We start from the raw sequence: 16,113 nt of genomic DNA, 5'->3' as shown, positions 1-16,113 counted from the left end.
TACACCCAATAAAAAACGCCTGCAATTTACCTTGCAGGCGTTTTTATAACTTAGAGTAGAGCGTTAGCGCTATCAATGACTTGCGCTAATCATCACGACAGACTCTTAAAGCTACTTAACTTCGTCGGCAGCAGCAAAGATTGCTGGTAGTGCTTGGTAGAAGATAGCAATAGCCATGCGCGGAGTTTCAGTTTGTGGGTAACCACCGTTCATAGCAACAACAGTACCGGTTTTGTGGTCCATTGCTAGGATTTGACCGTGAATACCTACCATCGCCATGATAGTACGACCGCCAATGTTAAGTACGCGGAATTGGTCTTTGTACCAACCTTCAGCTAGTGCAGATTCTTTACCTTTTAACCATGCGCTACGTACTTTGTCGTTACCTGCTAGGATATCTTTGATGAACTGAGCTGGAACAACTTGCTCGCCTTTGTAGTTCTTACCGCCATTTACTAGGGTACGACCAACACGTGCAAGGTCTTTAGTTGCAGCGTTTAGACCGCCAGAAGCTACTGGGTTACCAGCAAAGTCAGCCTGGTAGTTAGCGTCGTTAGCCATACCAACTTTACCCCAGAAGTTTTGCTCTAGAAGGTCTGCAAGTTTTTCACCTGTAGCAGCTTCTACAACTTTACCTAGAACTTCAGTGTTGATGCATTGGTAAGAGTACTTAGTACCCATTGGCTCAGAAACTTCCTTAACTAGTGGGAAGTAAGATTGGATACCTTGAGGGTAAGTTGCTGAGTGATCGCCAGTCCAACCTTGAGAGTCAGTCATGCGAGTATCCCACGACTTGTGCTTTTGGATTTCTTGAACAACGTTAGTACGCATGTCAGCAGTTTCTTGAACAGTCGCGCCGTCCCAAGCTGTACCCTTAAGCTCTGGTAGGTAGAAGGTGACTTGCTTACTCATATCAAGTTTACCTTGATCAGCAGCAATACCTGCTAGCATAGCAGTGAAAGACTTAGTGACTGACATGTCTAAGTGAGTAGAAGTCTCATTCATGCCATTCCAGTAGTGCTCGTGTAATAGCTTGTCGCCTTTTAGTACAACTAAAGAGTGGTTTTTAACACGGTCACGTAGGTAATCATTCAGTGACATTTCGCCGTCAATTGCAGCGATCTGAATTTTTTCAAAGTCTAGTTGAGTGCCTTTTTTGAACTGCTCAGGAGCAACGCCAGAAGCTTTGATTTTGTAGCTAGGAGTGAACTTGTAAGCATTTGGGAAAGTCGATGCCGCATATTCAGCGTTATCCCATAGTGCTGCTGGTACGCCAGATGCTTCAGCTGCGCCAATGAATTCTTTGTCTGGGCCGTGGAAAGTAGCCGCTTGTGCTGCAAATGCACTGCTAAGTAGTAGCGCGATAGAAAGTGCTTTAAGTTTCATGTGTATTCTCCGAAATCTCGGTTATTTATTAACGATACTTTGTGTGGTCGCCGTTAAAGGCTGCAATCACTATCATCAATAAGTTTGAAAATGCGTTTCTCATCTAAGACACGGCAACTCTCATCTACTTTGCTGCGTCTATATGGTTACTTTGCCACGCTGGTTTTTTTGCCATAAATTGCTTAGCATGCATATTTTGCATGCTTGATTCGGGTTGTGGCTGCGCTAATGAGTAAGAGGGTGATTATGGTTACTAATTTGGATTATCTTGCGGCATTTGTGGCCGTTTATGATAGCGGTGGTTTTGCCCAAGCTGCGGCAGAATCTAAACGTCATGCTTCTACATTTAGCCGCAAAATCAGTGCATTAGAGGATGAGTTAGGCTTTGAGATATTTGTGCGTCATGGCAAATCTGTTGAACCGACATCTCAAGGTCATGCTTTGTATGATCATGCTAAAGGCTTGTTAGTCGAAGCTGATATGTTCGAGACTAAGGTGCAGAGTATTTTTTCTGATCATCCAGCGAACGCCACAATTGTGATCGACAGCGCAATTAATGAGTTGGGTATACTTGAGCATATCAGTCAGCTGATGTGCGACTATCCGTCATTAAAGTTAACCTTAAAGTCGGGTGACACTCAGTCAGTACGTGACATGTTGATTAATGATGAGGCGGATATCGCATTTGCAATGTCGACTTTTTCACTGCCGGCAGCGATAAACCATTGCACCTGTTTTGAGTTTGAGTTTTTACGGGTAGCAACATCTGAGTACCTAGAAAGTCATGGTTGGAAGCCAGGTGAGCAGGTTGCGCCAAGCACCATACGTGGCATGACTCAGGTGATTTTATCGCCGCTTCGAGAAGCAGGGGTTGAAAGTCAGGTATATAGTCATCAACTGATAAATGCTGATAACTCCCGCATCGCTATGGAGCTAGCAAAGCAAGGAGTAGGTTGGTGTAATGTGCCCAAGGCGCTATGTGAAGCTGAAATCGCGGCGGCCAATCTACAAGCGTTTAGTGTTGAGTCTGATTATGCTGGCAGCTGGAGTGTAGATATGCTGTGGCCGGTTGATAAAGTCTATGACCCTATTCGAGAGCGTTTAATCGAGCTATTGAGGTGACCTGTTTGGTTAAAAGGTCTGCAACTGAGGTGATGAATGACCAGCACTAGAGAGACTAACTATTCCTCGGATATTGTGGAGTACTTCTCAACCATTCACGATATTAACCGTATTAGCCATGCGCTGGTGCAAAGAGTATTTGACGCTAAGCAAGTGGATATCAGCTCTGAGCAATGGAAAACGCTGGGGATTATTTACGATAGCCAACCAATCACCCCGATAGAGCTATCGCGGCAGACATTCAAAAATAAAGGAGCGGTTGCACGGGTATTAGCTGGGTTAGAAAAGCGTGAGTTAATTAAGCGCTTGCCCACGCGCAAGCAAAATAGCTATCAAGTAGCCTTAACCGACAAAGGTGATGAGATACTGCAGCAAGCATATGACCTTGGCCATGAAACTCTAGCTTGGCTGACTAAAGATATTTCTGAGCCGGAGTTGTCTCAAGCTTTTGAAGTACTGCAGCGCACCTTGAACGCGATGACCAATGAGCTTGAATAGGGTTTGGAAGTGTTTAACTCGCGATAAAAACATAAACGCATGGGATTACAGTGCCCAAAAGTAATAACCAACCCCGTTTGCTGTGCCATGGGCTGTATTTACCTTTCACCATAAATAGCCCTGAAATGGCTAGAAATAGCAATAAACCTGCATAGAGATCGGAAAAAATAATCCAACCAGCTTTAACTTCATTTAGGTGCAGGCTATTAAATTGTTTGAGAATAGGGCGTGAGCGGATGTTCTCATACACTGCGGTTTGCGCTTTTAAATCTGCCGTTAATGCGCCGCCGTTATCAAAGAACAACTTGTATTGATTGACCGACTCCCAATAGCTGGCTTTAACAGGCTGCTTGATCGCAAATGCCGATAAGAGCTGCTGATTAATTTGCTCGTCGCTTTGATCCACCGTTACTGAAACCGTGCGCTGTTCACGCTCAACAATATAGTTTGAGTTCCAATCAGCTAAATGGTTGAGGGTAATGCCAGAAACCGCAAACAACACTGTCATGGCGAAGGCAAAGTAGCCTAAGTCTCGGTGCAGTTCGCGGTTTAGCCTAAACCAATTTATAGGGCGCTTGTTACTCAAGAATGGTGACTCCGGTTGGTACTAATTGATAAATGCTCATCGGCTCACGAATACTTGCCGCATTAATCTGTTGACCCGTGCGCTCGGCAAGTGCCTGATGGGCACGCGTTTGCTCCAAGTCGAGCTGGATCTCTACTAGTTCGCCTGTGGCTAAAGCGGTGCGCCCTTTAGCGGTCAGTGGGAAAACCATGTCGCCATCTTTTACCTTGATACGTAGCTTTTCAAAGCGGGCATCCGAGGCTAAATCTACCCAGCAACCGCGCTTTTCACATACGCCGATAATCGTACCTTCAACGGTAATGGTTTCGCCTATGTATTGGTTGGGTGTTTCTATTAAGGTTGAAATTTTTACCAACTTTGAACTATCTACGGTGTCGCCAAAGTGCAATTCTTGTGCAGTTGCGGTAAGTGCAGTAAAGCTAAGTAGTGCTGTAAGCAAGATTGATCTAAGCATGTGATGTCCCTTTTGGCTGTTGTACTAAAGTGATGACTAATTTTTATGCCAATGCTAGCGGATTATATTGCAATGGCTCCTTTAAGCTACTTTAGCAGTGTTAGTGATAGTTATTAATACGCCCTTACCTTGGATTGAATGCGGCGAAATATTATCCAATTACACGCTGTAAAGCCGCGGTTAGTGTGGGCTAGCTCTAATTAATTAACACTAGTCGTACCAGCAATTGTAAATGTCATTGCTAATAGAAATTGTTCTCAATAACATTGCTGGCGCAAATCTTTAACTCGTCGTCAAAGATACCTTAACTTCATAGCAGTATTTATATGAATTCATTTAAATCCTTGTGGGTAAGCCTAGGTCGGGCAAGTGCCTATATCGCGGTAATAATTAGTTTTTCTTGCTCAAGTGAATACTTGTGGGATAGCGCGATAACTACAGGAAAGCTTGATAACGGCCTTGAATACGCCATTTATAACAGCAATAAATCTAGCGATCCTTTTAACATACGCCTGATTGTAAACGCAGGTTCGGTTGATGAAGCAACAAGACCCGGTGTGGCACACATGCTTGAGCACATGGTGTTTCACAAGACTCAGGCGCATCCAGAGGGCATGCATACTTATATTGACAGTTTAGGTTGGAAGACTGGCCTGCAAGTCAACGCGGTTACTCGCCAAACTGAAACCCAATATATGGTGCGAACTCGCCCAAATGATTCGCTGGACATGGCGGGCTCACTGGCGTTTTTATCTCAACTAGCTGGTTTTGCTACCTTAGATAAAGCCGACTGGCAGCGCGAGCGCGGGGTGATCATTGAAGAGTGGCGCCAGGGCGATGGCCTAGCGGGTGAAGTTAATAATCTAAAAAAAGCAGTGGTACGTAATGGCTCGCGCTATGTTGATAGACCCACCATTGGTACTCGCGCATCAATTGAAGCGGCAACCATCGAAGAATTGCGTGATTTTTACAACCAATTTTACGTCGCAAGCAATATGCAGCTGGTGGTATCGGGTAATGTAAATGTTGTGCAAACCCAGCAAGCTATTGCCAATACCTTTGGCAAATTGCCAACTAAGCCAAAGCCAAATCGCGACTATGTGGCGTTGCCATTAGCTGAGCAACTTTATATTGATAAGGTTCAGCACCCTAAGGGCACCACTTCAATGGTGGTTTATGGCTTGCGTTTACCTATGCCTGATAGAGCAAGTGAACACGGCCAGTACGCCTATTTACAAAATTACTTTTTGCGTAAGTTAATGCGCAATCAGGTGATGCGCAATCGTGCTTTTTTACCAAAAGATAAGGCTGAGAGCATTAGTTTGACCGTTAAAGAGCCAACTAATGAGCGTTTGGTTGTCGCCATCGCAGCGCGTACAGCAGACCATGCACTTGGATTAAAATTGGTTACTGAGGAATATGCACGCTTGTATCGCGATGGCTTAGACGAGCAAGATTTTAATGAGCTTGTTGAAAAGGCCAAAGGCATTACTCAACGCAATGTGACAGCCGCTAAGCATCGCGACTACATGGCTTGGGAAGATAAGATTACCGAAGCATTAATGAAAGGTGCGCCGCTAGAAGAACCCGCTGTGCGCACGGCAAGAACGCTTAAGTGGTTAGAGCAAATGACCCTTGAGCAGCTCAATGCACGCATGCGTGACATTCTCGATGCTGAAGATAACTTTATTTACTACCAAGCTGGCGGCACTCAGAAACTCAGTTTGCCTACCGTTGCTCAGGTGCGTCAGCTAGAGCAGAACATCCAAAGCAATATTGATTCACTGCCAAAGAGCATTTCGTTAGCGGTGAAGCGCTCAGCAGAGGCAAAAGTCGCCAATCAACAGGCAGCGCCAGAAGCTAACGAGGTAACGGCGGATCAAGTAACTGAGCCGCTGTTGAGCAAGTTGCCAAAAGTAACAACAGCCAAAGCCGATTGGTATGCCCTTGAAAGCGAGCAATGGAGTTACCAAGACGAAACCATTACTTTGCATAAGTACTTACTTGGCAATGGTGACAAGCTTTTGTGGTTAGATAAATCAACCTCTGATAACAAGTTATATATCAAGGCATTAAGCTCAGCTGGCTACCAGAATAATCAAATCAGTGCCTGGCAAGCACAAGCCGGGGTTCAACTATGGCAACAAAGCGGTTTGCCGCATTGGAATGAGCAGCAATGGCAAAACTGGCAGCAAACTCAGCCCCATTGGCAGTGGCAACTAAAAGAAAGCGAGTTAGATTTGGCCGCGGTGATTGCGCCGTCTCAGCTAGCAAGCTTGATGCAGCTTTACCATTTGCGCATGCAGTCGGGGATAGATAAGGGCGTGTGGCAGCAAGTGAAAGCGGATCTTGTGTCTCAATCTCGCACTCATAAAAAATCACGCTTTATTAGTCAGCAACGTTTTGGCCAATCAATGCTTGATGACGTCACAGCACAAGCTGTTGATGCAGTGACTGAAGAGCGCATTATTGCAGACACCCAGAGCATACTGCGCCAACCAACGACCTTCTATATCGTCGGGCAGCTAGACCACGCCGAGCTTGAACAGCAAATGGCGCAGCATTTAGCCAATGTGCCGAGACAAGCAAGTTTATCTAACAGCACTACAATGCAATTGCCGGCAAATCGTCTTGAGCACATAGTGACCCACGAGCAAGATAAAGCTGAAGTGAGCCTGTTTGGTTATACGCCAATGCAATGGACTCCAGAGCAAGCGTTTTTGGTATCGACCTTAACGCCAATAGCGAAAAAGATGCTTAAGAAGAAGCTGCGCCATGAGCTAGGCGGCATTTACTCAATTAAGTATGAAATGAGCCTAAACCCACGCCATGACCGCATTGAAACTGAGGTGCATTTTACCTGTGCACCCGAGCGTAGTGATGAGCTGATTGCTGCGGCTAAGCAGGTACTTACCAAGCTAGGTGACTCAGTAAGCGAGCAAAACTTGCAGCGCACAGTGGAAGACATTGCTTTTGCTGAGCAAGGGCGACTAACGAGTGCCAATACCTGGCTACGACGAATGATTTTGTCAGACAAGCGCTATCAAAATGCCAGCTATATACAGCGAGCTGGTCGCTTGCATGAGCTGGCTAGCGAGCAAAGGCTGAAGATTCTAGCCAAACAAATCTTCCCAATGCCTCATCAAATGACCTTTGTCGATAAGCCCAATGGGCTGAAATTGTAGAGAGTTTATCGCGGCTACCTTTATTTGAGGTGGCCACGACTTATTGTATTTATGCGCTTGGCGCCGTGAATAAAGGAAACACCATGAAATTAAGACTTACTGTTGCCGCAAGCATGCTATGCGGCGCACTTATCGCACCTATGTCTGCCTTAGCCACTGATTTCGGCTCAGGTGTAAACCAAGATCTGCTTGTACCGGTATCGACACTGATGGCAGATCCTGAAAGCTACTTGGAAAACCCAGTAACCATTGAAGGCACCATTGTTGGTGTATGTGAGCATAGAGGTTGTTGGATGACGATAGCGTCAGACAAGCGCTTTGAAAGCCTACGCATCAAGGTGAAAGACGGTGAAATGGTGTTCCCATTAACCGCTCGCGGTAAAAAAGCGCTAGCAACAGGTAAGCTGCAAGCTTTGCGCTACAACCTCGAGCAAACGAAAGAAATCAAAGCTTACTATGCCAAAGAAGCAGGCGAAGAGTTTGACCCAGCATCGGTAACTGAGCCTATGACCATGTATCAGCTAGTGCCCACTGGCGTGAGCATCGCAGATTAACACGAGATAGCGAATTGGTTTGTATATATGAAGTGGTTTAACAACATCAATTGGTATCGACTGAATCGTACCTTACATCGTGACATCGGCTATTTTTGCATTGGTTTTTCTATCATTTTTGCCGTCTCTGGTATTGCGGTTAATCATATTGCGGATTGGAATCCCAATTATGCGGTTGAGCGGCAGATACAAAAGGTCGATGACTCAGATTGGCTAACGCTAGAAGATAGGCAAATTGCCATGCGTATGAAGCAGCAATTTAGCTTAACCCACACAACCAAATCGAGCTTTTGGCAGAATAAGAATAAGTTTGAAGTGTTCTTGGAAGAGGGCGACACCTTGTTGTGGGATAGAAAGTCCAGTCAGGTGGTGTATCAAGACATTGAGCCAAGGGTAATTTTGCAAGCTCTGAATAAATTGCACCTGAATGAAACCCGTAATGCCTGGGTGTACTTTTCAGACTTGTTCGCCGGCATGCTGATATTCCTCGCGTTATCGGCATTGTTTATGGTGAAGGGCAAACATGGACCAGCAAAGCCAAAGTCGATTATTTTGATGGGTTTAGGTGTGGTAATCCCGATTTTCTTTTTAATGATATCAAGCTAATTGATATTTTGGGGTTGAGAAGGAACGGCAACTACACCACTTTGATTCGTTTGGCGGTTACAAGTTCGGCGGCACTTCAGTCTCGGTTGGTGTTAACAATTCATTCTGAACAGCTGCTTCCATGAACAGAAATAGCTTGTATATACAAGCTATTTTTTGTTTTGTCTACTCTAGCTTCAGTTGTAGCTAAGAAGATATTTATTCATGTCAGACCAATTGCTTAGCCGGTTAACTTGAGGTTTTTTGATCTGTTTATTAGGGTTAAATGTAAGTGGTATTTCATGGAAGAAAGGAACTCACTATGTTTAGCGAACAAATCGATTTTTCAGACCCCGAATTGGCAAAACAATTTGCCATCCTCGATAGAAAAATTTTGTTTATTGCAATTGCAGAAATTCCTGTGGTGTTGCTCTTAGCCTTTGGCGCTTACAAGCATTCCATGTAGTTTGTAGATGACTGGTTGCCGCAATTTAATGACCCATTATTGATTTATAGCTTAATGGTAGTCTCATTCAGTTTGATGTTCTTAGGAACACTTTATGTCATGTACCTGATGCAAAAAAAGCAGGATATCATCGATAAAGATATGTACTCTTGAATTTGGCGCGTGTCGAGTTTATGTGTCGCACTTAACTGTTGAGTTTGGTCATAAGTGGCTTACTGAAGCTGTCGATAGAAAGCCTATAAGTTACGATTGCTATCATTAGCTTCACTGCCGTTGTTATTCCTATATCTCTTTCTATATCTCTTTCTATATCTCTTTCTATATCTCTCGCCGCGAGTACGGAATTTCCGCCCGTGAGTCGTTCATTTGGTTTACTTTTGTAAAAAATCTGTAAGCAGTCAGTCAGTTGTGTTTTACTAGCGCGATTAGGCACAGTTAGATGTTTGTTTTTACATGTGTCTATTCTCCATGTGATTTAAGGAATAAGTCTATGAAATTAGTTAAATCGAGTTTGGTTATTGCATGTTTAAGTTTTGGTGCGCATGCCGCTACGTTGCACCAACCAGATAGTCAATTCATTGAGCAAGCGGCCATGTTAGGTGTGAGCCAAACAGAATGGGATCAAGGTGAAATGGCTGCCGCAACCTTCTCAAATGCCTACAAGTTTACTCGCTACTATCAGGTGTCTAAGGGCAGCATGGTCCCTGAAAAGTGGAAGCTAAACAATTCACTCGACCTTACTAAGCTTAAAGGCATGGATGCAGACGGGGAGCATGACCTATATACCATCTTGCGTGACCGCCTTAAAAACCATTCTATGGTTGTTATTAAGGGAAATGAGGTAGTACATCAGCATTTCTTTAATGGCATGACGCCTAATTCAACTCACTTAGATATGTCGGTAACTAAGTCATTTACTGCGACTTTGGCGGGTATTGCAGCAGCCGAAGGTAAGCTTGATATGTCTAAGCCGCTAGAGTTCTATCTGCCAGAATTTAAAGGCACGGCATTTGAGGGCGCAACAGTACAAGAAATTGCCGATATGCGCAGTGGTTTAGGAATTAAAACGCCGCCACACAAGAGCTGGGACCCAAGACTGACTCAGTCACAAGAATGGCATGGTAAGAACGATTCTGGTCTGCATGGTATTCAAGATTACCTGTTGTTGATTAAAGATCATAAGTACCCAAGCGGTGAGGTGTATCAGTATCAAGACCCAAATACAGAAATCTTAGGTAAAGTCGTTGAAAAGGTGACAGGTAAAGAGCTAGCGTCTTACCTGGAAGAGAAGGTCTGGACCAAGATTGGTGCTGAGAATGACGCATTTTGGATGGCAGACCCTGACAATTATGTTGTTGCCTCTGGTGGCTTAAACATGGCAACCCGCGACCTTGCCCGCGTAGGTAAGGTTATCGTTAATAAGGGTAAAAACTATAAAGGTGAGCAGGTTATTCCACAGCAGTTTTTAGACGCTATTTGGGCGGGTAATGACCAAGTGAGAAAGGCCTGGACTAAAGGTAAGGAATACGCCCTTGCAAATGATGCCTGGTACAAAGATCAATACCGCGTACTGAACATTAAAGGTCATAAGCTATTAGTGATGATCGGTATTCACGGCCAGGTGCTGGCAATTGACAAAGCATCTGGTGTGATTGTGGCGATGAATGGTGGTTATCCGCAAACCGAGACACCACGCATGGCTAACTTACTTTTCTATCAGGTGATCCCTGCGGTTATTGATGCAGTGAAGTAAGTTTTTACTGAGAAAAGTAAAGTTAAGCTAAATAAAAAACCACCTTGCTAAAAGGTGGTTTTTTTAACTCTTTTAAAAGTATATCTGGGTAATTACTTCTTCAGCTTGCGCCCGTAAATCAGCAGGTAAATCGCCGGGATCACGAACAGTGACAGAATTGGCGCTGTGACCATGCCGCCAACCATAGGCGCGGCAATTTTCTGCATGACTTCGTTACCCGTACCACTGCCCCACATAATTGGCAGCAGACCAAAGAAGATAGTCGCAACCGTCATTGCCTTAGGGCGAATGCGCATTACTGCACCGTGAATCAAGGCATCAACCAAATCACCGCGTTGGTTGTAGTCGCCGCTTTGTTGCTTGGCTTTAATGGCATTGTTTAAGTACACCTGCATTACCACACCAAACTCTGCGGCAACACCTGCTAGGGCTATCATGCCCACAGACACCGCGACCGAGAAATTAAAGTTCAATGCATATAACAGCCAGGCGCTGCCAACCAAAGAAAACGGCAAGCTGAGCATGATCACCGAAGCTTGAGTGAACGAGCCAAACGTCATCATTAGCAGCATAAAGATCACCGCAATCATCAGTGGGATAACCAATTGCATTTTAGCTTCAACCCGCTGCATGTACTCGTATTGGCCGGCAAAGGTGTAGCTGTAACGCGGTGGCAGTTTGATTTGCTCATCTAACGCGGCGCGAGCAGTTTGTATGTACTCACCAATGGACACATCTTGTAAGTCGACAAATACCCAGCTGATTAAGCGGCCATTTTCGCTGGCGAGCATGGGCGCGCCATCACTAATGCTGATCTCAGCAAGATTGCCCAGTGGTAAGTATTTACCGGTTTTAGTCAGCACAGGCAGCTGGCGCAGTTTTTCAATACTATCGCGCAGCTCACGCGGGTAGCGAATATTGATGGGGTAGCGCTCTTGTCCTTGAATCGACTGACCTACTTGCATGCCGCCGATGGCCATTTGCACCACATCTTGAATGTCACGCAGTGTCATACCATAGCGAGCCGCGTTTTTAAGATTGGGCTCAATATCGATATAACGACCGCCACTGGTACGCTGGGCAAAGGCTGACAGTGTGCCTGGCAACTTAGCTACCACGGCTTCAATCTCAGTGCCGATACGTTGCAGCTCATCAATATCTGCGCCAGAAATCTTTATGCCCACGGGCGTACGTACACCGGTTGATAGCATATCAATGCGGGTTTTAATCGGTTGCACCCAAGCGTTAGTCATCCCGGGCACTTTGACGGTTTTTTGCAGCTCTGCAATGATCCCTTCAAGCGTCATACCCTCACGCCAGGTGTCCCTTGGGTTAAGCATGATGGTGGTTTCTAACATGGTCAGCGGTGCAGGATCGGTAGCGGTCATCGCGCGGCCGACTTTACCAAATACCCGTTTTACCTCAGGCACTGTTTTAATTAAGCGGTCAGTTTGCTGCAAGATTTCAGCGGCCTTACCTGAGCTCACGCTCGGCAGTGTGGTCGGCATATACAGCAAGTCGCCTTCTTCCAGCTCAGGCATAAACTCGCTACCCATTTTCGACATAGGATAGTAAGCACTAACTAAAGCCACTAAGGCGAGCATGATAGTCAGCTTAGGGAAGCGCAGTACTAGGCGAAGTAGCGGCTCGTATATTGCTATCAGCACACGGCTTAATGGGTTTTTATGCTCAGCAGGAATTTTTCCGCGTACAAAATAGCCCATTAAAACTGGAATTAACGTAATCGCTAACAGAGCGCTCGCTGCCATGGCAAAGGTTTTAGTGTAGGCGAGCGGGTGGAACAATCTGCCTTCTTGCGCTTCTAGCGCAAACACAGGCACGAAGCTCAAGGTAATGATCAGCAAGCTAAAGAACAGCGCTGGGCCAACTTCAATCGACGCGGTTTTTACCAGTTGCCAATGCGCTTCACCCGTGGGGGCTTGTCCACCACGCTGCTCACGGTATTGCTCAAGGTGTTTGTGCACATTCTCTACCATCACGATGGCTGCATCGACCACAGCGCCAATGGCAATGGCAATCCCGCCTAAGCTCATAATGTTGGCATTGACGCCGATGATGTTCATCACGATAAAACTGATGAGAATCGAAATCGGCAGCGAGATAATCGCAACCAAGGTTGAGCGTGCATGCAGCAGGAATAGCAAGCAAATAACGGCAACTACCAGCATTTCTTCAAGCACCTTGTGCTTGAGATTGTCTACTGAATTAAGGATAAGCTCAGAGCGGTCGTAAGTGATCACTAACTCTACGCCATCAGGCAGGCCATTCTCGACCTCTTGCAGCTTTTGCTTAACGTTATTAATGGTCGCCAGTGCATTTTCGCCATAGCGCATCACCACAATGCCGCCAACGACTTCGCCTTGCCCATCAAGCTCGGCAATGCCGCGTCTTGCACTTGGGCCAGTGCGCAGCTGAGCAACATCTTTCATTAATACTGGCGTGCCAGCTTCAGAAACAATACCCAGTGGGATCTCAGCAAAGTCATCCAATGTTTGCCGATAGCCTTTTGAGGTGATCATGTACTCAGCTTCGGCCATCTCGATGACCGAGCCGCCAGTTGAGCTATTGGCGTTATCAAGGGCGTTTTTTACTGTCATCAAATCAATTTGATACAGGGCCAACTTATGCGGGTCGACAATGATTTGATAAGACTGCTCCATGCCGCCGATGGTGGCGATTTCCGAAACGCCTGCGACGCTCTGTAGCTCTAACTTTAAGAACCAGTCTTGTAGCGAACGAAGTTGTGCAAGGTCATGCTTGCCCTTGCGATCAACTAATGCATATTGGAATACCCAGCCAACGCCTGAGGCATCAGGCCCTAATGTTGGTGTCACGTTTTCCGGCAACTGACTTTGGGTTTGCGACAGATACTCCAACACTCGCGAGCGCGCCCAGTAGATGTCGGTACCATCTTCAAAGATGATGTACACATACGAGTCGCCAAACATGGAAAAACCGCGCACGGTTTTGGCGCCAGGCACAGCAAGCATGGCGGTTGATAGTGGATAGGTGACTTGGTCCTCAACGAGCTGCGGTGCTTGCCCTGGGTATGAGGTTTTTACAATAACTTGTACGTCTGATAAGTCAGGCAGTGCATCAAGTGGGGTAGTGCGCATTGCCTGATAGCCAACTAAGGCTATCAGTACACTAAAGACCAGCACCATCGCGCGGTGCTTAATCGAGGCACCAATAATGTTTGCTAACATAAACGCCCCCTAATGGTTGTGATGGCTGTGGTCAGTACTGCTATGTGTACTAGTGCTATGTTCATCAGCGCTATCAGCATCCTGGGTATTACTGGTACTTAGACGCTGCAAACTGCCTTGAATACTGGCTTCAGAGTCCAGCAGGAACTGCCCAGATACAATCACTTTGTCGCCCACGTTAAGGCCACTGATGATCTCAGCTTTGCCTTGGGCAATCATGCCGACTTTGACTTCAACTGAGGCAAATTGATTGTCGCTGCGCTGCACCACCACACGGTTTTCACGGCCAGTTAGGATCAACGCTTCGGTCGGTATTGTAATGATGTCTCGCTTAGGGCCACCAAAAAGTTTCACTTCAACTAGGGTGCCCGGTTTGAGGCTCTTTTGTGGGTTATCAAGTTTAACTCTGACTCGCATCGCCCGTGATACTGGGTCGAGCTCTGGGTAGATATAGTCAATGGTCGACTCAAGGTCGAATAGGCCTTGAGCTGCGGCTGATACTTCAACGGGGCGATCTAGCTCTAGCCAGCTTTGCTCGTTTTCAAATACGTCAGCAATCACCCAAACACTGCTTAAATCGACAATCTCAAACAAGGTGTCACCGGGTTGAACATACATGCCGTGGCGTACGTTTAGTTCGCTGACAAAGCCATCTTGCTCGGCGTAGAAAGGTACCCGATAGATGGTTTCACGGGTTTGTTCTAGCTGCTTAATGGTATGTGAGCTCATGCCGAGTAGCTCAAGGCGTAAGCGGGCTTTGCGGAGCAAGACTTTTCCGCGGACTTTGTCTTGTTTTAAGTAATCAAGCGCTTGTACATAGTCATCTTGGGCGCTGACAAGTTCAGGCGAATATAGCTCGTACACTAGCTGGCCTTGTTTTACTTTTTGACCAACGTTGTGAACCATCAGGGTTTCTAGCCAGCCATCGACTCGGGTATGGGCATGACCGATGGCATTCTCGTTATATTCCACGGTGCCAATGGTTTTGACGAACTTCCATAATGTGTCTTTGGCTACGGTTTCTGAGCGCATACCCAGTGCTTGTTGCATACCGCCTGATACGCCAACCACCACTTCTTCTCCCACGCCGCCAATCTCTACGGGCTCTAAATCCATGCCGCAAATAGGGCAAGAGTCAGGTGTGTCAGACACAATATGCGGGTGCATAGGGCAAACATATTTCACATTATTGCTTTGTTTGCCCATAGCATTTGATTGCTCTGTTGCACTTGATGGCGTGTCAGCTTGAGCTTGAGTTATTTCACTTAGCGCAGGCTTGGGTTGGTCGAGTATCGATTGACTATGCTCATGTGTGTGCGCTGCAGCATTATGAACGTGTCCGTTATCAGCAGAGTCACTGCTTTCATCCTTAATCAGAAACATATTACATTGCGGGCAGCGGCCTTTCTCATGGCTGCGCTCTTCAGGGTGCATAGGGCAGTAATAGTCCAATTGCGCTTTTGTAGCCGCGTCTTTAGATTCATCTTTAATGAGGAACATATTGCACTGTGGGCAGCGGCCTTTCTCATGGCTGCGCTCTTCTGGATGCATCGGGCAGTAATAATCCAACTGCTCGTGTTCGCCCGTATGAGTCTTGTGCTCTTCATGCTGGGTTGCATGATGAGCATGCTCGTCACTGGCTAGTGCCGTCGTTAGCGGCAGCAAGCTCATAGACGCTGCAATGGTTATGGCTAAGCTCACTTTGCTCAAGCTTGATGAGCGCACCGATAACTTGTTGATGGTTTGCATAATACCTATCTCCACTGCCGTCTTTAGTGATGTGCGTGGCTTGAGTGAGCGTTTTGCTTAGCAATTGGCTCTAAATTCATTCCACATTTTGGGCAAGTGTCACCCTCAAAACCAGTAATCGCCGAGTTCATTGGGCATACATGAGTCGGTTTTTTAGCATGAGCGTGGGTTGTTTTATTTGGGCATTTATCACAGCCTTTGCAGTCCTGACAATGAGCTTTGGCTTTGCACTTGTCGCAACCTTTGCAGTCTTTGCAACTAGCTTTGGCTTTGCACTTATCGCAACCCTTGCAGTCTTTGCAACTAGCTTTGGCTTTGCACTTGTCGCAACCTTTGCAGTCTTTGCAACTAGCTTTGGCTTTGCACTTATCGCAACCCTTGCAGTCTTTGCAACTAGCTTTGGTTTTGCACTTGTCGCAGCCCTTGCAATCTTTGAAATTAGCTTTGGTTTTGCACTTGTCGCAGCCATTGCAGTCTTTGCAATCAGATTTAGCATGCTTGCATTTATCACAGTGTTTACCGTGATTCTTGCAATGTTGCTTATCATC

13 protein-coding genes and 1 pseudogene are annotated in these 16,113 nt (G+C 46.1%); 7 read left to right on the top strand and 7 right to left on the bottom strand.

The genetic code is table 11. The features are described 5' to 3' along the window. Positions 1 to 111 precede the first annotated feature (111 nt). Entirely contained in the window at positions 112 to 1,386 is a 1,275-nt protein-coding gene (locus EXU30_RS08640) for a serine hydrolase domain-containing protein (protein WP_130599185.1), read from the bottom strand. Between the two features lie 246 nt (positions 1,387 to 1,632). On the opposite strand from EXU30_RS08640, the gene EXU30_RS08635 reads away from it, so the two are divergent. Continuing rightward, entirely contained in the window at positions 1,633 to 2,508 is an 876-nt protein-coding gene (locus EXU30_RS08635; RefSeq protein ID WP_130599183.1) for a LysR family transcriptional regulator, read from the top strand. Positions 2,509 to 2,544: 36 nt separating this feature from the next. Beyond that, positions 2,545 to 3,006, top strand: a complete 462-nt coding sequence (locus EXU30_RS08630) for a MarR family winged helix-turn-helix transcriptional regulator (RefSeq protein WP_130599181.1) — start codon at positions 2,545 to 2,547, stop codon at positions 3,004 to 3,006. A gap of 13 nt (positions 3,007 to 3,019) precedes the next feature. Here EXU30_RS08630 and EXU30_RS08625 read toward each other — a convergent pair whose 3' ends face one another. Together EXU30_RS08625 and EXU30_RS08620 are read right to left on the bottom strand one after the other, a co-directional pair. After that, on the bottom strand, positions 3,020 to 3,592 hold the full coding sequence (locus EXU30_RS08625; protein ID WP_242620366.1) for a PepSY-associated TM helix domain-containing protein: 573 nt from the start codon (positions 3,590 to 3,592) through the stop codon (positions 3,020 to 3,022). Further along, positions 3,585 to 4,046, bottom strand: a complete 462-nt coding sequence (locus tag EXU30_RS08620) for a DUF4920 domain-containing protein (RefSeq protein WP_130599179.1) — start codon at positions 4,044 to 4,046, stop codon at positions 3,585 to 3,587. The genes EXU30_RS08625 and EXU30_RS08620 overlap by 8 nt, the downstream gene beginning before the upstream one ends. A gap of 326 nt (positions 4,047 to 4,372) precedes the next feature. On the opposite strand from EXU30_RS08620, the gene EXU30_RS08615 reads away from it, so the two are divergent. The 5 genes from EXU30_RS08615 (at position 4,373) to EXU30_RS08600 (ending at position 10,589) form a co-directional block, all read left to right on the top strand. Beyond that, on the top strand, positions 4,373 to 7,231 hold the full coding sequence (locus EXU30_RS08615) for a M16 family metallopeptidase (protein ID WP_130599177.1): 2,859 nt from the start codon (positions 4,373 to 4,375) through the stop codon (positions 7,229 to 7,231). An 83-nt stretch (positions 7,232 to 7,314) separates the two neighbouring features. After that, positions 7,315 to 7,785, top strand: coding sequence for a DUF4920 domain-containing protein (locus tag EXU30_RS08610; protein WP_130599175.1), 471 nt, complete (start codon positions 7,315 to 7,317; stop codon positions 7,783 to 7,785). A gap of 27 nt (positions 7,786 to 7,812) precedes the next feature. Further along, positions 7,813 to 8,391: a PepSY-associated TM helix domain-containing protein gene (locus EXU30_RS08605; protein WP_130599173.1), complete on the top strand. Its 579-nt coding sequence runs from the start codon at positions 7,813 to 7,815 to the stop codon at positions 8,389 to 8,391. Positions 8,392 to 8,692: 301 nt separating this feature from the next. After that, the gene (locus EXU30_RS20270; protein ID WP_165398995.1) at positions 8,693 to 8,836 is read left to right on the top strand and encodes a hypothetical protein; all 144 of its coding nucleotides are present in this window, start codon (positions 8,693 to 8,695) and stop codon (positions 8,834 to 8,836) included. Between the two features lie 490 nt (positions 8,837 to 9,326). Continuing rightward, positions 9,327 to 10,589, top strand: a complete 1,263-nt coding sequence (locus EXU30_RS08600) for a serine hydrolase domain-containing protein (RefSeq protein ID WP_130599171.1) — start codon at positions 9,327 to 9,329, stop codon at positions 10,587 to 10,589. Between the two features lie 92 nt (positions 10,590 to 10,681). Here EXU30_RS08600 and EXU30_RS08595 read toward each other — a convergent pair whose 3' ends face one another. The 4 genes and pseudogenes from EXU30_RS08595 to EXU30_RS20265 form a co-directional block, all read right to left on the bottom strand. Next, positions 10,682 to 13,816 carry an efflux RND transporter permease subunit gene (locus EXU30_RS08595; protein ID WP_130599169.1) on the bottom strand — a complete coding sequence of 1,045 codons (3,135 nt, stop codon included), beginning with the start codon at positions 13,814 to 13,816 and terminating at the stop codon, positions 10,682 to 10,684. A gap of 9 nt (positions 13,817 to 13,825) precedes the next feature. Then, on the bottom strand, positions 13,826 to 15,565 hold the full coding sequence (locus tag EXU30_RS08590; protein WP_130599167.1) for an efflux RND transporter periplasmic adaptor subunit: 1,740 nt from the start codon (positions 15,563 to 15,565) through the stop codon (positions 13,826 to 13,828). A gap of 23 nt (positions 15,566 to 15,588) precedes the next feature. Then, positions 15,589 to 15,672 (bottom strand): annotated as a pseudogene (locus tag EXU30_RS20570) (heavy metal-binding domain-containing protein); the annotation flags it as partial. Positions 15,673 to 15,692: 20 nt separating this feature from the next. Further along, positions 15,693 to 16,112, bottom strand: coding sequence for a hypothetical protein (locus tag EXU30_RS20265; protein ID WP_165398994.1), 420 nt, complete (start codon positions 16,110 to 16,112; stop codon positions 15,693 to 15,695). Position 16,113: the final 1 nt, after the last annotated feature.

The sequence above is a fragment of the Shewanella maritima genome (genome assembly GCF_004295345.1).
GTDB classification, from domain to species: Bacteria; Pseudomonadota; Gammaproteobacteria; order Enterobacterales; family Shewanellaceae; genus Shewanella; species Shewanella maritima.
The sequence above is the reverse complement of the archived record's forward strand: the minus strand, read 5'-3'. Positions and strand labels throughout refer to the sequence as shown.